Genomic DNA, 18,136 nt, shown 5'->3' with positions numbered 1-18,136 from the left:
TTGGACGCCGGAGCCGATGATGTAACGCCTGAAGACGGGACCTTTGAGGTGCTAAGCACCCCGGCCGCCTTCGAAGCCGTCAAAAAGGCCCTGGAGGACAAAAAGATCCCCACCCTTTCGGCCGAGATCACCAAGATCCCGCAGAACACTGTCCAGCTTGACTTCAGCCAGGCTACCACCATGCTCAAGCTGATGGACGCCATTGAAGAGTTCGACGACACCCAGAAGGTCTACAGCAACTTCGACATCCCGGCCGATGTGATGGCCAAACTGGATAAATAAATTTATACCAGCCACTCCGCCACAGGCGGATCCGCCTATATGGATTTACTTGCGGTGGCGGATAAGGCACAAAGGCACCAAGCCAAATTGTGAATCGTAAATTGTGAATCGTAAATGGTGATCTTAGGAATAGATCCCGGAAGCCATAAGACTGGGTACGGCCTGATAGAATGCGGCGGTAGCCAAAGCAAGGTAATAGCCCTCGGGTGCCTAAAGGCACGGCCGGGGGCTTCCCTTTCGGCCCGCCTGCTTACCATCCATCAGGGGTTGAGCCAGGTCATCCAAAAGTACCAGCCCCAGGAGGCGGCGGTGGAGGCCACTTTTTTTGGAAAGAACGTCCACAGCGCGCTGGTGATGGGCCACGCCCGGGGTGTCTGCCTGCTGGCGGTGGAACAGGCCGGCTGCAAGCTTTTTGAGTATTCTCCGCTGGAGGTCAAGAAGGCGGTGGTGGGGCAGGGCCGGGCCGGAAAGGGCCAGGTGGGCTTCATGATCCGGGCGCTGTTGGGTTTAAAGGTCAATCCCCAGGAGGACGAGGCCGACGCCCTGGCGGTGGCGATGTGCCATTGGCAGAGGAGGCAATTCACTTCAAAGGTCATAAAGGATGTAAAAGGGTAAATGTTCTAACTGTAGGGGCGATTCACGCGTCCGACGAAGCCGATAAAGATGGCGTAGTAGGATGAATCGCCCTGGTAATGTAATAAATATTTAAGAAATCATCATGTACCATCACATCAAAGGGACCCTGATCCACAAACACCCGGCCGAGGCGGTGCTGGAGGCCAACGGGGTGGGCTACCAGATCAGCATCTCCCTGAACACCTTTGAAAAACTGCCGGAGGCCGGCAACCAGGCCAAGCTGTTGACCTACCTGCACGTCAAGGAGGATGTGCTGCAGCTGTTCGGCTTCATTGAAGACAAGGAGCGCAAGGTCTTCAGGATACTGATCGGCATCTCAGGGGTAGGACCCAAGCTGGCGCTGACCCTGCTTTCCCACATGTCACCGGAGAATCTGGAGCAGGCGGTGGCCAACCAGGACATGACCATGCTGACCTCGATCTCCGGGATCGGCAAGAAGACGGCCGAGCGGCTTTTAGTCGAGCTGAAGGGCAAGATCGCCGAGGCGGTGGTGGAGGGGCTGCCCAGCATCAAAGGACAGGGGACAGGGGCCGGTGACCCTGTGATAGAGGCCCTGATGACCCTTGGGCTGAATTTCGCCGAGGCCAAGGGCGCACTGGACAAGGCCAAGGCCAAGCTGGGGGACAAGGCTCCGGTGGAGCAGTTGATCCGGGAAGCATTAAAGGGCAAGTAACAAACAATAAAAAGCGGAAGAAAAAATGAAAAAAGCATTCTTGCTGGTGTTATTGTTGACTGTTGTTTCTTTGGCCCAGGCCCAAAGCGGCCGGTGGCGGCATATCACACAGATAAATCCGGATACCATTAATACTTGGGATTGTAAATTAATTAATACCGGCAATCAATTGTGGGCCATATGGCAAGAAGGATATTCTTACAATGATACGATAGCTATGCTATATTTTAGCAAATATGACGGAAATAGTTGGGCTATGATAAAATCAGAAAATACGGGTTATTTCAATTTCTGTACTGTCAGTGACGTGCAGATTGATGCTCAAAGGAATGCTCGATTATATATTTATTATGGAGAGAGCACTTTAAAAACTCCCAATTTTGGTGCAAAATTATGGCCTTGGGGCGTCTATACTGCACATTGTCCTTTTTATGCTGATAACTGGAGCTCTTTGGCTTCATGTTACGAATGGTATAATCTTGAGGAAATGAAATTAACAATATCAAGAAACAATGAGGTGTTTATTCTGTCACAAGATCATATGCATGTTTCTTCAGGCCAAGGCAGCGGAATATATAGCCATATTTATGACACAACCTGGGCTCAGAAAATTGAAGCTTCATTCGATGATGGTATGGTTATTAACCATGGATCGCCGTCAATAACAGTAGACAAAAATGATTCGCTTTGGAAAGGTTGGTGTTCAACTCAATATTATACCTTACCGGGGGATGTACCTAATTGGGTTACTATTAATAATAATAAAATTGACACAAACAGCACCACTGCCTTTGGTGATCTGCAATTGTGTGTTGATAGCTTAAATAAAATATGGGCGTTTTACACTTCAGACAGCATAAGATGCAGGGTTAATGAAAATGGGACATGGCAGCCGATTGCATCTATTGGAGCAGGCAGTTATTTGAAGTCTGTTGTTGATAAAAGTAATAACATCTGGCTGGCCTGCCGGAAGGACAGCATCATTTACGTTAATTTCTATAATCAATCGAACTGGGGCAACTGGGATTCTATAACCGTAGGTTGGTTACAGCATCTTTCCTTGGATCAAATGGGCAATCCTTGTCTGGCTTGGGGGCACAATGGTAACATCTATTCCGGTGTTTACTGCCGAGATACTTTGGCCCCAACCGTCTCAATAACTTCTCCCGCGGCCGGATCGGAATACACCGAAGGACAGCAGGTCCCGGTGCACTGCACTTATTCCAGCGATGCGGCATTTTTGAACATCTACTGCCGGCGGTCTGGTTCTTCCGACTGGCAAAAGCTGTTTGACATGGTTCCGGTGGATTCCTCGATGAACTGGACCGTGCCTAATGATTCTTCCGATTACAGTTTCAAGGCCGAGGCCATTGACTCCGGCTGGAATACATCCTTGGACAGCACCGGCTGGTTCGCGGTAAAACCGCTGGGAGTGCAGGGAGCTCCAAGTGAACAAGCGAAGATCGCTTTTGGATTGAGAAACTCAGGGCCTAATCCATTTAAACGATCGGCAGTGATCAATTATCAATTACCCCAGGACGGTCCGGTGCAGATAAAAGTCTACAATGCCAACGGGCAGCTGGTAAAGACCACCGTCAACGCATCTCAGAATGCCGGAGCGTACACGGCAAGGTGGAACGGCAACAACGAACAGAACGTCCCGGCCTCGGCCGGGGTGTATATCTGCCGGCTCATGGCTGCGGGGCAGACTGCCTCGGTCAAACTGATAAAACTAAAATAGCAAAGGATCAATGAGTCAATAAAATGCAACATTACACTGCAAAAATAGCTGGCTTGACCCAGAAATTCAACCCGGTGGAGTATTTCAAGGAATTCAATTTCGAAGAATACCTGAAATTCGACCTCAAGAACATCAAGGGCGACCTGCTGGGCGGACTGACCTCGGCCATCGTGGCCCTGCCCCTGGCCCTGGGCTTCGGCATCCTGGCCACCAACGGCGACCCGCGCGGCGCGGTGGCCGGGCTTTACGGCGCAATCTTCACCGGCGTCCTGGCCTCGCTGTTCGGCGGCACCAGCCAGCAGATCACCGGACCCACCGGCGGGATGACCGTGGTGCTGACCGAGGTCTTTGTGGAGGTCAGCCGGAGCGGCAATTATCAGACCGCATTGAGCGCCCTGCTGCTGGCCTGTCTGATAGCCGGAATAATACAGATAGCCTTCGGGCTTTTCAAGCTGGGCCGCTTTGTAAGCTTTGTGCCCCAGCCGGTGATAGTGGGTTTCACCAACGGCATCGCCATCCTGATCTTTTTGCAGCAGCTTAAAACCTTTGCCGCGGCCCCGCTGGTGGCGGCCATCACCATCGGCTTCATCGTGCTGACCCCGATGTTCAACCGCTCCCTGCCCAAGCTTTTCATCGGCCTGGTGCTGGGTTCCCTGGTGGCCTATTTCTTCGCCTCGCATTATGCTCTTTTCAATATAGGTTTCAACTGGCAGGGATTCTCCTTTTATGATGCCGGCGGCTTGAAATTGGTGGGCGAGATCCCCCGGTCACTGCAGCTGCCTTCGTGGCCCACCGCTTCGCTGGCCGCCTGGCGCAAGGCCATTCCGGCCGGGTTCACCATCGCCATCCTGGGGTGCCTGGAGACTCTTTTGGCCAGCGTGGTGGTGGACACCGTCACCAACACCGAGCACAACAGCAACCGGGAGCTGGTAGGGCAGGGCATCGGCAATTCCCTGGCCGCGCTTTTCGGCGGCATCGCCGGGACCGGGGCCATCGTCCGGACCACCATCAACATCCGCTCCGGGGGAATGACCCGGCTGTCCGGGGTCATCTGCGGGCTGTTCCTGCTGATGGTGGTTCTTTTCCTGGCGCCCATCGCCGGTTTCATCCCCCTGGCGGCCCTGGCCGGGGTGCTGATGATGGCGGCCATCGGGATGTTCGAGTGGGAGCCGCTGAAAATGATCCCAAAGACCCCGGCCGCCGATTCGCTGGTGATGGTGACCACCATGCTGGTGACGGTCTTCGCCGACCTGATCTCCGCCGTCCTGATCGGGATGGTGCTGGCCACCATGCTTTTCCTTAACCGGATGAGCAAGCTGGGGGTGATCCCCCGGACCGAGTCCGAGCTCAAAGGCCTGTCGCCAGAGACCAAGGAGATCATGAAAAAGCAGAAGATAGCGGTCTTCAACATAGAGGGCCCGCTGTTCTTCGGGGCTGTCAAGACCTTTTCCCGGGAGCTGACCCAGGCCTCGCCCGATACTTTGATCCTGGACATGAAGAACGTGCCGGTGCTGGACCTCTCCGGGGCCCAGGCCATCGAGAATGTGGTCAGCCGGATGAAGTCCAGGAAGAAGCGGGTGATCCTGTCCGGCCTGCGCCCGGATGTGCGGCAGGTGCTGCACGAGCTGGAGATCATCCAGAAGATAGGGGCCGACAGTTTTCCCGATGACCTGTACAAGGCGGTGGACTACGCGGTCTCGCTGTCCCAGAATGTTCAGCCCAGCCTGGCCGATTATTTCAAGGACGACCTGGTGATGATAGACGCCGAGGCAGGTTCAAAGGAGGAGCTGTTCGAAGACGCCGCCCAGAAGGCTTTGCAGGCCGGCTATGTCTACGACAAAAAAGCTTTTCTGGACAACCTGTGGCACCGGGAGAACGACTCGCCCACCAGTCTGGGCCACGGTGTGGCCATCCCGCACTCGCGCTCCGGGGCAGCCTCGGACGAGATCGTGGTGATATTCATCAAGCTCAAAAAGGCCATAGCGGGTTACGACGGCATAGACGGCCAGCCGGTCAAACTTATTTTGATGATCTCGGCCGGGGACTATGTCAACGGTTACCTTAAAGTTCTGAAGCTCATAACCCTGGCGGTGGGCCGGGAGGAGCCGCGGCAGAGGTTGTTGGAGGCCAAGAGCGTGGAAGAAGTGCTGGAAGTGTTCAAGGGGATAAAGGAGTAAAATGAGAACAGTATCCAAGAGCCTACGGCTCTCAGCGTTAATAAGTTTACTGTTTACAGTTAATGTAAATGCAGAAATCAAGTCATTCGTCCGCGAATACACCTACCAGGCCGGGGAATATGACAGCAGGCTGACCTGCCGGGCCATTGCCATGACCGAGGCCAAGCGCCTGTTGCTGGAGGAACTGGGAACATTCCTCAAAAGCTCCACCACAGTGCAGAACGGCATGGTGGTCAGCGACGACGTCTCCGTTTTCACCGCCGGGGCCGTGCAGACAAAATTAGTGGAAGAAAAATGGGACGGGACCCAGTATTGGATCAAGGTCCAGATGGACGCCGACCCGGACAGCGTGGACCTGGCGGTCAAACGCCTGCGGGAGGACCAGAACAAGACGGCCGAGTTGGAAGCTCTTAGGCAAAAAACAGACCAGGCCTTAAAGGAGATCGCCCAGCTCAACCAGCAATTGTCCCAGGCTTCATCCGAGGCCTCCAAATTCAGCGACCAGATCAAGTATCTGGAGAATGCCCGCCAACTCTCGGCTTCGGAGCTCAGCCAGCAGGGCATGGCCGCCCTGATGGCCAATGACCACACCGGCGCGCTTCTGGCATACAGCAAAGCGCTGGAACTGGACCCTCTCAACGGCACTAACCTGGTCAACCGCGGCATTGCCTATGCCCGGGCAGGAGATAATCAAAAAGCTATCCTGGATTACGACCAAGCCGCCAAGACGATGTCCGGGGACCACCGTCTGTACTACAACCGGGGGATCGCATTTTACGGCTTGAAACAGTACGTCAAGGCCTTGAAGGATTTCAACCAGGCCATTCTGCTGAAGCCTGATCACTCGAAATCATTCTATAATCGGGCACTGGTTTACGAAGCTCTGAAAAACAATAAATTGGCTCTGGCAGACTACGCGAACTCGATCAAACTGGATCCAACCGACCTTCAAGCTTACAACAACCGGGGAGCGGTCTACCTGCAGCAAAAGCTTTACGCCAAGGCCATCTCGGATTTCAACAAAATGATAGAAATTGATCCAACCTTCAGCGACGGCTACCTGAACCGGGCCGGGGTCTATGCCGTCAAAGGCGACATGGCGGCGGCCCTGGTGGATGCCAAGAAGGCGGCGGAACTGGGAAACGAAGATGCCAGGCTGCTGATAGAACGTTTAGTACCTTAGCCACAAAGACACAAAGACACCAAGCTTATTTATAAGTTGAAATATTTTAGTGCCTTAGTGTCTTAGTGGCAAAAAATAAAACTTCATATTGATATGACAGACAAAATCACCATACCCGATATCCTGGAAGGCGATCTGGAGTTCGACAGCTCGGTCCGGCCCCAAAACTTCGGAGATTTCGTGGGCCAGGACAAGATCAAGAGCAACCTCAAGGTCTTCATCCAGGCGGCCCAGGGCCGGGGCGAAGCCATAGACCACATGCTGTTCTGCGGGCCGCCGGGCCTGGGCAAGACCACATTGGCCCACATCATCGCCAACGAGATGGGGGTCCAGATCAAGGCCACCACCGGCCCGGTGCTGGAGCGCCCGGCCGACCTGGCCGGGATCCTGACCAACCTCCAGGAGCACGACGTGCTGTTCATAGACGAGATCCACCGCATCAACCGGATGGTGGAGGAGTACATTTACCCGGCCATGGAGGACTATTGCCTGGACATAATGATAGACAAGGGACCCAGCGCCCGCTCGGTGCGGTTGAACCTTCCCAAGTTCACTTTGATCGGAGCCACCACCCGGGCCGGCCTGCTGACCGCGCCGATGCGGGCCCGCTTCGGGATGATCAACCGGCTGGATTACTATACCCATGCCAACCTGGAACAGATCATCACCCGGTCAGCCCAGATCCTGAAAGTCGACATCACCGAAAAGGGCGCCAGGGAGATCGCCAAGCGTTCCCGGGGAACGCCCCGGGTGGCCAACCGCCTGCTGCGCCGGGTGCGGGACTTTGCCCAGGTGGAATCGGACGGGAAGATCACCGACCAGGTGGCAGACTCGGCCCTGCTGCGTCTGGAGGTCGATGCATTAGGTTTGGACGACATGGACAAGAGGATTCTGGAGGCCATCATTAAGAAATTCAACGGCGGGCCGGTGGGGCTTAACACTTTGGCGGTGGCGGTCAGCGAGGAGGCAGATACCTTGGAAGAAGTGTACGAGCCGTATCTGATCCAGGAGGGTTTTTTAAAACGCACGCCAAGAGGGCGGGAGGCCACGGACCTGGCGTACCGGCATCTGGGATTGAACAGTCCTCAAAACACCCAAACAAAAATCATTTAATTCATAGACCGGCATGATATGAAGAAAATCATATTGCTTCTATCTTTGGCTGCAATCGGGTGCGCATCACAAGTAACCATCAAACACGATCTTCGTCGGACTTTGCCGGTCATCATCGATGAAAGCACTACCGGAGGTCAGAGATTCGGCGCGGGGTTTGCGGGTAAAACAGGTTCGGAACAAAAAGCAACTACGGAATATTATTATACTGATGCAGTAAATGCAACTTTTGAATCCTATGAAAAATCCAATGCCTATGGCTATTTAAGTTTCACGCCGTATCCCTGGTTCTCAATCCGGGCCGGACTGGATGATGTCGGCTACTGTGGCGATGCAATATTCAGGATAAGCAAACCAATGAACAGCGCCGCAGGTTTCCTTGATCTGGGCCTGACCCGGGCTGCCAGCGCCAGCCTGACTGGTTATGCCAATAGTTCTCCCAGCTATTATCGTATTGGCTTAGGCGGTTCCGTAGCACCCTTTTCTTTCGGATCGGACACTTGTTTTAATAAAAAGGCCGCCAGGTTCCGGGTTTACGGCAGTGTAACCTTGACCCAGTACCCGGAGTGGATAGATTTTTCACAATCTTTTAACGACAGTACCGGCGCTGCCATAGAAAGCTGGACCATAAAAACCTTGGTAAAGGGAGAAACCAATATTTTTACCGGTGGCCTTTCCTGGGAGCCGGGCATATTTCTCTTTTCCTTGGGCGCCCAGAGGGCATTTCAGACCAAGGAGAAGGGTGTTCGGGTCGATCTCGGCAGCCAGCCGCCATATCTGGTTGATACAAACCCCAAATCCGAATTGCGTTATTTGTTCAAACTTGGTTTTAGAATTTAACAAATGAAATGAGACTATGACCGACAAACCAAAAATCGGCCTGGCCCTCTCCGGCGGCGTAGGCTACTGCCTGGCCCACATCGGTGTCATCAAGGCCCTGGAACAAAGGGGCCTGGAGGCCGACGTGGTGGCCGGGACCTCGGGCGGGGCCCTGATCGGATGCCTTTACGCCTCGGGCCTCAGGTCCGACCGGTTGGAGGAGATCGCCCGCGAGATATCCTGGACCAAGCTGATGTCGCCCACCATGGTCTTCCGGGAAAAGGGCCTGCTGTCATCGGAGCCCATCGAGAAATTGGTGGACCAGCTGATAGGCACCAAAAGGCGCTTCAACGAGATGAAACTGCCCTTGTCCGTAACTGCGGTGGACCTGATCAGCGGCAAGGCCATAAACTTTCCCAACCACCCGGACGACCTGATAGCTCCGGCGGTGCGGGCCTCCTGCTCGGTGCCCATCGTCTACGCGCCCCTGAAGATGGGTAACTGGCTGCTTTCGGACGGCGGCATCCTGGATCCCCTGCCGATGGAGCCTTTGAAAAGGTTCAATCCCGACGTCACCATCGCCGTTTCCTTCATGCCCGGACAGTTCGAGCCGGACAGCCTGTTCGAGATCGGGGTCCGCTCCATGGAGATAGCCAACATCAAGGAATCCCAGATGTCCCGCAAGGAGGCCGACATCCTGATAGAACTGCAGACCGGCCAGGTCTCCAGCTGGGACCTGAAATCGGCTTTGACCCTGATAGAACTTGGCCAGCAGGCGGCCGAGAAGGCGTTGGAGGCCTCCAAGGAAAAGCTGGCCGCCCAAAAACCTTTCTGGTTCGACATGATAAACAAAAAGTGGGGTTCCGGTTCATGATGATCTATCTTCTGCCCGCACTCCTGGCGCTGGTAATGCTGGCCGGATTCTGGTTCCTGTTCCAGTCCTTCAGCCGCCAGATGAAGGAACTTAAGGACTCCGCCAAGAACGACCAGGCCATGAACCTGGTGGCCCAATGGATGCAGGAAACCAAGGTTTCGCTGGACTCCCGGCTGCAGGAGACCCGCCAGGTGTTGGATTCCAGACTTTCCGAGGTGGACGCAAAGCTGGGCCGGTCGCTGGACACGGTCAGCCAGAGGCTGGAGACCAACACCAAGACCGTGGGCGAGCGGCTGGACAACGCGGCCCGGGTGATCGGCGACGTTCAAAAGAGCCTGGGCTCCATGAACCAGGAGACCCAGCGGATCAAGGAGATCGGCCAGGATATCGCCTCCCTGTCCCAGATCCTGCGATCACCCAAACTGCGGGGCGGGATGGGGGAATTCTTCCTGGGCGACCTGTTGGCCCAGATCCTACCGCCCCACCACTTTGAGCTGCAGTACGGATTCCGCTCCGGGGAGAAGGTGGACGCGGTGGTCAAGCTTTCCAAGCGGCTGGTGCCGGTGGACGCCAAGTTCCCGCTGGAGAATTTCAAGAAGATGCTGGAGGCCCAAAGCGACGAGGAACGCAAGAGCTGGCGGAGGAAGTTCGTCTCCGACGTCAAGAAGCACGTGGACGCCATCGCCTCCAAGTACATTCTGCCGGACGAGAACACCTTTGACTTTGCCCTGATGTACATCCCGGCCGAGAACGTATATTACGAGACCATCATCAAGGACGAGAATTTCGGCGAGGACAGGTCCATCTCCACCTATGCCATTGAAAAGCGGGTGATCCCGGTCTCGCCCAATTCCTTCTACGCCTATCTCCAGGCCATAGTGCTGGGTTTGCGGGGGATGCGGGTGGAGGAAAGCGCCCAGGAGATCATAGATTCGCTCTCCCGGCTCAAGGGCGACTTTGGCAAATTCCGCGACGAGTTCGACATCCTGGGCAGCCATATCTCCAACGCCGGGAAGAAGTATGAGGAGGTGGACAAGCGGCTGGTCAAGTTCGAGGACCGGCTGGAAGGGGTGGAGGGAAAGCAGATTGCTTCGGATAAACCTCAGTGGACCTCTCCGGAAGATAAATAATCACTGTTGCAACCAATAATCAAAATACAGCTGGTAAGATGATCATGGATAACATACTGTCATTCATAATGCCCAATCTTCCGTTTCTCATTTTCATAGGCGTATTTCCGCTGATGCTCTATCTGGGCTACCTGGGCCGGCAGAAGCAGAAGGCCAAGATGAAGGACATCGCCATGAAGCTGGGACTGCAGTTAAGCGAGGGCCAGCTTTTTCAGCAAATGAACAGCCAGCCCCAAAGGCTCAGCAATGCCCGGGACTTCAATACTTACCAGGCTTCCCAGAAACTGGCCGGGAACGGTTTTATCAAAGACCTGCTGGCGATGATGTCCCCCTTGTCCCTGACCGGGAAATACAAGGGCTCCGAGGTCAAGATCATAGTGATCAAACGGGATAAGACCACTTACACCGAATTCAAAACCGCTTTTCCCCGGCCGCTGGGACTGGGGCTTAAGATCAACGCCAACAGCCTGCTGCTGAAACAATTCATCCTGGGACAGAAGGGCAAAGAGGTGCAATCCGGCAACGAGCCGTTTGACAAGAAGATCCAGGTCACCGGCAGCGATCCCCTGAAGATAAAGTACCTGATGACCCTGGAGAACCAGCGGTCCCTGCTGGACCTCTTCTCCGCCCATCCCGCCGCCACGGTGGATGACCAGGGGATCAGCGTCAGCGTCCGGGGTTTTGTTGACGATCACATGAAATGTTCGGCAGTGCTGGACAAGATGGCGGCGGCCGCCAGGCATTTCAGCGGCAACTGAAAGACTGCAAACCTTTAATAATGCCAGATATCTTCGATAAAATAAAAGAGAAACACATTCCCTGGCTGATCGCCCTGGTCATCCTGGTACTGTATGCACCAGCCTTGCGGCATCAGTATACCTACATGGATGATTACGGGTTGATAGTCGAGAACTTTAAGTTCACCGGGGACATCAGAAATATACTTCAGGCCTTCACTCAGGACGCTTTCGGAGGCAAAGGGACCATCTACCGTCCGCTGTTGACGGTTTCCTTTATGCTGGATGCGGTATGGAGCGGGGTCCGGCCCTGGGGATACCACCTGACCAACATATTGCTGCATCTGGCCTGCTGTCTGCTGCTGTACAGGCTTCTTAAGACCCTTATAACCAGGATAGGCATTGCCGCCCTGTTCGCTTTGATCTTTGCCGTGCACCCGGCGTTGAACCAGGCCGTGGCCTGGATCCCGGGAAGGAACGACAGCCTGCTGGCCTTGTTTGTACTAACCTCGGCGCTGGCTTTCATCAGATATGTTGAAACCAGAAACTGGCAATGGCTGGGGGCTTATCTTGCGCTAAGCCTGGCGGCCCTGTTCACCAAGGAGAGCGCAGTGCTGCTGCCGCTGGTATTCATCCCGGTACATGGGTTTGTCTTAAAGCGAAAACGGGAAAATATAATCAAGCTCCTGCCTTTGCTTTTGGGTTGGCTGGCCATTTTGGCTTTCTGGTATTATCTGCGGAATACGGCTCTGCCCGGGGACAGCCAGTTGACTGAAATGACCTTCAACGGGTTTTACGAGAATGTGAACGGAATGCTGGGATATTTCGGCAAGATATTCTTTCCGTTCAACCTGGCGGCCATACCCGTCCCCATTGATACCAACATCGCTTTGGGGACTGCGTCGGTGATCCTGGTCAGCGTGCTTTTTGGCTGGAAGGGCATAAATAACAAACCATTATTCATTCTGGGCCTGGGCTGGTATCTGCTGTTCCTGCTGCCGTACATCGTGAGTTCCTCCGGCTACGCCAATTTTTTAGAACAGCGGCTGTATCTGCCGCTGGCCGGCCTGATGCTGATGCTGGGGCAGTCAAAGGCCCTGGCCAGCCTGGATCTTAGGAAGACGGGGCAGAGGTATCTGGCTGCCGGGTTGATCTTAGTGCTGGCGGTACTGTCGCTGGCGCACAACCGCAAATATCAGGACGGAACGACATTCTGGGAGTATGCCGTAAAAACATCGCCCAATCTGTTCTATGCCCATGACATGCAAGGCAAGGTCCGGTTCCAGAACGGCGAATATGCTGCGGCGCTGGCATCGTTCCGGGAGGCCGCCCGGCTGAAGCCGGATTATCAGCATGCCTTTAATAATATGGGGATGGCCCTGTACTCGCTGGGCAATGTTGCCGAAGCTGAAATGCATTTCAAAAAATCCCTGGCCATTGACCCCGGTTATGCCGAGGCCGCATCCAACCTAGGGATCCTTTACGCCGGCCAGGCCCGGATGGATTCTGCCCTGAAATATCAGATCCAGGCTTTTTATCTGGCACCCGATGATGAGAACTATGCCATAAACGCCGGACGGTTGTATTTACAGGCCGGATATGCTGACAGCGCGATCGCTGTCTATCAGGAAGCATTGAGGCATCAGCCAGGGTCTTTTCGTTTGTTGAAAGAGCTGGGAACCTTGTATTTCAAGGGCGGCAGGCCGGCCGAGGCCAAAACAACACTGACCAAAGCCTATCTGGCAAGTCCAAAGGATCCCGCCATAGCTGGATACCTGGCCCTGCTGAGTTTCCGGGAAAAGGATTATTCAGCGGCTGTCAAATATTACGACCGGGCGGTGGAATTGGGGCAAAAAGCTGATCCCAGGATACTGGAAATACTGCAACCCTACCGGTGAAGACAGCAAACCCATGTTAAAAAATATTGATCACTGCCTGAAATGATGAAAAAACTGATATTGCTGCTGTTTCTGACGGTCATTGCCTGTCTGAAGGTAAACGCTGAGAACCAGGACAAAATCACTCTTCAGATCGATACTACCGGAACAATTGCCAAGATCGCGTTGGACAACGATCTTGCCGCGGAGAAGCTGTTAAAAGGCCTTAAGCTCAGGCCGGACCAGTCGCAGCAAACCATGTCACAAGCCGGGATTCCTCTGGATAAAGTTCAAAAAGCAGTCCGCAAACTGAAGGTACTGCAGGCCACCGAGAAAGCCAAGGACTGGAAACAGATCGTATCAAAATTCGGGCTGTGGATCCTGGCGCTTGTTGCCGCTACGATATTGCTGGTCAGAAAAAAAACATCAACCAAACTCCGCTTGTTTTGGCTGGCCGGAACCGCCTTGCTGTTCGGCTTCATATACGGCAGCGATCCCAATCCCATGGGGACTATCAAGGACGCCATCGTTCTGCTGGGGAAGGAGGGCGTGGTCTTCCCGCCCCGGATGATCGCGGCCGGTGTCTTTCTGCTGATGGTCTTCGTTTCCAACAAGGCCATCTGCGGTTGGGGCTGCCATTTTGGGGCCCTGCAGGACCTTTTGCACTTCATTCCATTCAAGAAGTTCAAACTGCCGTTCTGGCTGACCAACTGCATCCGGGTGGCGGTGTTCGGCTCGGTCGTTCTGCTGGCCTTTGCCTGGGGGCTGGACTGGGTGGGCGAAGTGGATCCTTTCAAGTTGTTCAATGTCAGCAACTGGGCCCTGGGTTTGGCCGGGATGATATTCGCGGCATCCATCCTGATGCTCAGTGTTTTCTTCTACCGTCCCTGGTGCCAGCTGTTCTGTCCCTTCGGGCTGGCCGGCTGGCTGGTGGAGCAGATCAGCCTCCTGCGTCCCCGGATAGACCGTCAGGGGTGCCTTAAATGCCAGAAGTGCGTCGGGGTCTGTCCCACCCAGGCCATGGACGGCATATATCACGATAAAAAGTTCCGGGCCGATTGTTTTACCTGCGGCCAGTGCATCAGCCAGTGCCCGGCTCAAGTAATAAACTGGAAACATCAATCCAGCCGCAAGGAGTTGAAATGAAACGAGCGATCCTGATCCTTTCATTGTGCCTGGTCCTGTCCGGCCTGGCGCTGGCCCAAACCACCCAGCCGCTGTTCCTGATAGAGCGGACCAAGAACATCAACAAGCTTTACTACGAAGCGAACATTGCCAAGAACGGTGAGATCAACGCCAAGGAGCCGATCAAGGCCTTCTGGATAATGTGGGCCAAGGATTCCACCGGCCAGACCACCGAACCGCTGTCCTTCATCGAAAAGAAGATGGCCTACGGCTACAACGTGGAACCGGATCCCTCGGGCAAACACTACAACATGACCCTCAAGCCTTTTAAGGAAAGACTGATCAAGATATCCCTGCTTAACGGGACCGCCAGGGCCGAGATGCTTATCAACGGCCAGCCTTCGGCCTTCGAAAAAATGTACATCTATTCCAAGGGCGATTCCAAACCGGATTCCATCAAGCTTTACGGTACCGAGATAGAGTCTGGTGCCAGGAAGTACGAACTGGTGATCCCCAAGAAATAACCTACACGGACCTCCTGATTTATTCTATAAGGAAACCAGGAAGCTCAGGAATCGGTCTTGGTCCCAGTTAGTTAGTATTCCTGCCTTCATGGATTCCTAATAAAAAACCTGTCTAGTGGTTACATTAATATTATGAATTTGTCGAAAGTTCAGAAAGCGGTATCAATGACCTTTAAATCCGGTTACGTGGCCCTGGCCGGGCGGCCCAATGTGGGAAAATCAACCCTGCTCAACGCCCTGCTGGGCCAGAAGCTGGCGGCGGTCAGCCGCCGCCCCCAGACCACCCGGCAGAGGGTGCTGGGGATCCTGACCAGCGACCAGCACCAGGTTGTCCTGATGGACACCCCGGGACTGCTGGATCCCCGCTATGCCATGCAGGACGCCCTGCTGAAGATCGCGGTCAATTCCATCTCCCAGTCCGATGTCCTGGCCTTTCTGGTGGATTCCCAAAAGGGCTGGCATGACGAGGACTGGAATTATCTGCAAAAGTACCGGCGCAAAAACACCATCGTGGTGCTGAACAAGATAGACGCGGTACCCAAGGAGGGAGTGCTGGAGCTGATCGCGCAGGTGAACCAGGCCACCGGGCTGGATCAGATTTATCCTATATCAGCCCTGAAGAAATTCGGTCTGAAAGAACTGGAAGAAGGCCTGATCAAACTTCTTCCAGAGGGCAAACCGTTCTATCCCGATGAGATGGTGTCCGACCAGCCGGAGAAGTTCTTCGTGGCCGAGATCATCCGGGAGAAGATCTTTGAACTGTGCGGAGCCGAGGTGCCCTACGCCACCGCGGTGATCATCGACGAATTCAAGGAGCAGGAGGGCCGGAAGGACGTGATCAAGGCCACCATCTGGGTGGAAAAGCAGTCCCAAAAGCCGATCCTGATAGGCCAGGGCGGCCATAAGGTCAAGGCCATCGGGATCAATTCCCGGAAGGAGATAGAGGAGTTTTTGGATCGTCCGGTGTTTTTGGAACTGTTTGTCAAGGTCAAGGAGAAGTGGCGGAACAACGAGTCTGACATCAGGGAGCTTGGTCTCTCTTAAAAATAAAAAAGCCCCGCAGTTTGCGGGGCTTTTTTATTTACTTTCTGCTATTTCTGCTGTATCCGGTTCTTGGCGTTGATATGCTCCCTTAAACTCCTGCTGAAAACATGGCTTCCGTCCCCCTTGGCCACGAAATAAAGGTATTCCGTCTTAGCCGGGAAAACGGCCGCTTCCAGCGACTTCCGTCCGGGGTTGCAGATGGGGCCGGGGGGAAGGCCTATCCGCCGGTAGGTGTTGTAGGGGGACTTTATCTCCAGATCGGCGTAGGTCAGCCGGGTCTTTTTCCGCCTGGGAAGGATGTATTCGATGCTGGCGCAGGATTCCAGAGGCCGCCTGGCTCTCAACCGGTTGTAAAAGACCGAGGCCACCACCGCCCGTTCCGAGTCCACCTGGGCCTCAGCCTCCACCATCGAAGCCATGATCACCGCCTGGTGCAAAGTGCGGCGCTGTTTTTTAAGCTCCCGGCCCCATTCCGGGGGGATCTGTTGGCGGAACTGTTCCAGCATCAAACTCGCGATCCTGTCGGCCGGGGTCTCCCATTCAAAGGAGTAGGTGTCGGGGAAAAGATAGCCTTCCATGTTTCGGGCCGGGATACCCTGGCTGCGGCAGAAGGCGGTGTCCTTGAACTTTTCCAGCAGGGCGGAACTGTCGTTGCCGGTGGCGGACTGGAGCAGGCCGGCTATCTGGGCCATGGTCAGCCCTTCGGGGATGGTCAGCATGTTGTAGATGTTTGCGCCCCGGTTCAGCTGCTGCAGGGCCTCCCAGGAAGACATCGGCCATTCAAACTTATAACGTCCGGCCTTAAGGTGCTGGTTCAGTCCCAGTACGTAGGACAATAACTTGAAGCTGCGGGGGCTGCTGATCACGCCTTCCTGGTAAAGGTTATAGGCGATGCGGGTGGTGGATTGCCCCTTGGTGATGGTAATTATCCGGGCTTCCCAGCCGGTATCAACCGCCGGTGAAACAAAGAACAGCAGATAGCCGGCGGTTCCCAGCACGACGACGGCCAGAAAAAGGGACAGTCCGGTGATGTGTTTTTTAGCTGACAGCATGATCTTTTAAATAATCGGTAAGAATTATGGTGGCGGCCGTTTTATCAAGAAGCTGCTTGTTGTTCTTAAGCCTTATCCCGGACTGGTGCATGCTTTGCTGGGCGATCTTGCTGGTGAACCTTTCGTCATACAAATGCACCGGAAGTTCCAGCACCCTTTCCAAAAAATCCTTTGTCTCATCCACCATCCGGCTGAGGTCGGTGGGGGAGCCGTCCAGATGGGAAGGTTTCCCCAGCACGATGGCGGTGATGGGGAAGCGCGACTGGTAATCCTTTATTTTGGCCAGCAGGTCCTGACGTCCCCGGATCTCAAAGCATTCCAGCCCCTGGGCGGTGATGCCCAGCTCGTCGCTGATTGCGGAGCCCACCCGGCGCTTGCCCAGGTCCAGGGCCAGCACCCGGCCCTTAGGTTTTGATACCGGCATAACGGCAAAAATCCTTGATGGCTTGGATATGGGCCTTGAAGGCAATGTTCTTGGGCAGTTTGTCCAAGGGGAAGAGTTTTATGGCGCTGGCATCATCCCCGGCCTGGTATTCATCCCCGGAGGGAAGCCCCAGGTAGACTATCAGGACGGCATGGGTGCGGGGATCGTCTTTCCCGCTGTACACCCCGATAAGTTCGCCCACCCTGATCCTAAGCCCGGTCTCTTCCAGGATCTCCCGCTGGGCGCAGGCTTTGGGCGATTCCCCGTATTCCATGAAACCGGCCGGCAGGCACCAGTCCCCGCGGTAGGGATCATATTTGCGCCGGACCAGCAGCAGCCGGCCTTTGATCAATATTATGCATCCGGCAGCCGGGGCCGGGTTGCGGTAATAGACAAAGCCGCAGGCCGGACAGTTTTGGCGCCGGTGTCCGTCAAGGCTGGTCTTCTGCAGCGGTCCGCCGCAGCCGGGGCAATGCTTGTAAGTCATGAGCAATTTTATAAACAAATATTATTAACAAGGGCTGAAAATATATTTTACATTTTTATTAGGAATCCATGAAACCATGAATACTAAACGGGGGAAACTTTATAGATTCCTGTATACCTGGTTTCCTTATAAAAGTTATCCGGCTGTTATCTCCAGTTAATATCATAAAAAGGCTGCTGGTATCTTTCCGGCAGCCTTTTTTAAGAATGGGGCAGGACTATTTGGCCTTTAGAACCTT

The 18,136-nt window shown here is 54.5% G+C and carries 18 protein-coding genes; 15 read left to right on the top strand and 3 right to left on the bottom strand.

Features of this window, described 5'->3' with window-relative positions; translation table 11 throughout:
• The 15 genes from Q7U71_03535 to era form a co-directional block, all read left to right on the top strand.
• Window positions 1–282, top strand: a 282-nt coding sequence (locus Q7U71_03535) for a YebC/PmpR family DNA-binding transcriptional regulator (GenBank protein ID MDO9390828.1), incomplete at its 5' end; no start/stop codon positions are given.
• A gap of 114 nt (window positions 283–396) precedes the next feature.
• On the top strand, window positions 397–897 hold the full coding sequence (gene ruvC / locus Q7U71_03530) for a crossover junction endodeoxyribonuclease RuvC (protein MDO9390827.1): 501 nt from the start codon (window positions 397–399) through the stop codon (window positions 895–897).
• 103 nt (window positions 898–1,000) lie between these two features.
• Window positions 1,001–1,591 carry a Holliday junction branch migration protein RuvA gene (gene ruvA / locus Q7U71_03525; protein MDO9390826.1) on the top strand — a complete coding sequence of 197 codons (591 nt, stop codon included), beginning with the start codon at window positions 1,001–1,003 and terminating at the stop codon, window positions 1,589–1,591.
• Window positions 1,592–1,616: 25 nt separating this feature from the next.
• A complete protein-coding gene (locus Q7U71_03520) occupies window positions 1,617–3,332 on the top strand; it encodes a T9SS type A sorting domain-containing protein (protein ID MDO9390825.1) in 1,716 nt (571 codons plus the stop codon).
• A 23-nt stretch (window positions 3,333–3,355) separates the two neighbouring features.
• On the top strand, window positions 3,356–5,509 hold the full coding sequence (locus Q7U71_03515; protein ID MDO9390824.1) for a SulP family inorganic anion transporter: 2,154 nt from the start codon (window positions 3,356–3,358) through the stop codon (window positions 5,507–5,509).
• A 1-nt stretch (window position 5,510) separates the two neighbouring features.
• Window positions 5,511–6,692, top strand: a complete 1,182-nt coding sequence (locus Q7U71_03510) for a tetratricopeptide repeat protein (GenBank protein MDO9390823.1) — start codon at window positions 5,511–5,513, stop codon at window positions 6,690–6,692.
• Between the two features lie 93 nt (window positions 6,693–6,785).
• Window positions 6,786–7,805, top strand: a complete 1,020-nt coding sequence (gene ruvB, locus Q7U71_03505) for a Holliday junction branch migration DNA helicase RuvB (protein MDO9390822.1) — start codon at window positions 6,786–6,788, stop codon at window positions 7,803–7,805.
• Window positions 7,806–7,823: 18 nt separating this feature from the next.
• On the top strand, window positions 7,824–8,645 hold the full coding sequence (locus tag Q7U71_03500; GenBank protein MDO9390821.1) for a hypothetical protein: 822 nt from the start codon (window positions 7,824–7,826) through the stop codon (window positions 8,643–8,645).
• Window positions 8,646–8,661: 16 nt separating this feature from the next.
• On the top strand, window positions 8,662–9,498 hold the full coding sequence (locus tag Q7U71_03495) for a patatin-like phospholipase family protein (GenBank protein MDO9390820.1): 837 nt from the start codon (window positions 8,662–8,664) through the stop codon (window positions 9,496–9,498).
• A complete protein-coding gene (locus tag Q7U71_03490; protein MDO9390819.1) occupies window positions 9,495–10,628 on the top strand; it encodes a DNA recombination protein RmuC in 1,134 nt (377 codons plus the stop codon). Before Q7U71_03495 ends, Q7U71_03490 begins: the two co-directional genes overlap by 4 nt.
• 44 nt (window positions 10,629–10,672) lie before the next feature.
• Window positions 10,673–11,386 carry a hypothetical protein gene (locus Q7U71_03485; protein MDO9390818.1) on the top strand — a complete coding sequence of 238 codons (714 nt, stop codon included), beginning with the start codon at window positions 10,673–10,675 and terminating at the stop codon, window positions 11,384–11,386.
• Between the two features lie 20 nt (window positions 11,387–11,406).
• The gene (locus Q7U71_03480; GenBank protein MDO9390817.1) at window positions 11,407–13,263 is read left to right on the top strand and encodes a tetratricopeptide repeat protein; all 1,857 of its coding nucleotides are present in this window, start codon (window positions 11,407–11,409) and stop codon (window positions 13,261–13,263) included.
• Between the two features lie 42 nt (window positions 13,264–13,305).
• Complete coding sequence (locus tag Q7U71_03475; GenBank protein ID MDO9390816.1) at window positions 13,306–14,388, top strand: 4Fe-4S binding protein; 1,083 nt, start codon at window positions 13,306–13,308, stop codon at window positions 14,386–14,388.
• The gene (locus Q7U71_03470; GenBank protein ID MDO9390815.1) at window positions 14,385–14,891 is read left to right on the top strand and encodes a DUF4833 domain-containing protein; all 507 of its coding nucleotides are present in this window, start codon (window positions 14,385–14,387) and stop codon (window positions 14,889–14,891) included. Before Q7U71_03475 ends, Q7U71_03470 begins: the two co-directional genes overlap by 4 nt.
• A gap of 165 nt (window positions 14,892–15,056) precedes the next feature.
• Window positions 15,057–15,935, top strand: coding sequence for a GTPase Era (era, locus tag Q7U71_03465; protein MDO9390814.1), 879 nt, complete (start codon window positions 15,057–15,059; stop codon window positions 15,933–15,935).
• Between the two features lie 47 nt (window positions 15,936–15,982).
• Here era and mltG read toward each other — a convergent pair whose 3' ends face one another.
• Genes mltG through Q7U71_03450 form a run of 3 tightly spaced genes read right to left on the bottom strand, consistent with a single transcriptional unit; the run spans window position 15,983 to window position 17,898 of the window.
• A complete protein-coding gene (gene mltG / locus Q7U71_03460; protein MDO9390813.1) occupies window positions 15,983–16,987 on the bottom strand; it encodes an endolytic transglycosylase MltG in 1,005 nt (334 codons plus the stop codon).
• Window positions 16,974–17,411, bottom strand: coding sequence for a Holliday junction resolvase RuvX (gene ruvX, locus Q7U71_03455; GenBank protein MDO9390812.1), 438 nt, complete (start codon window positions 17,409–17,411; stop codon window positions 16,974–16,976). Before ruvX ends, mltG begins: the two co-directional genes overlap by 14 nt.
• Entirely contained in the window at window positions 17,392–17,898 is a 507-nt protein-coding gene (locus Q7U71_03450) for an NUDIX hydrolase (GenBank protein MDO9390811.1), read from the bottom strand. The genes ruvX and Q7U71_03450 overlap by 20 nt, the downstream gene beginning before the upstream one ends.
• Between the last annotated feature and the right edge of the window lie 238 nt (window positions 17,899–18,136).

The sequence above is a fragment of the bacterium genome (assembly GCA_030655055.1).
In the GTDB taxonomy this organism is placed as follows: Bacteria; Edwardsbacteria; AC1; order AC1; family EtOH8; genus UBA5202.
The sequence above is the reverse complement of the archived record's forward strand: the minus strand, read 5'-3'. Positions and strand labels throughout refer to the sequence as shown.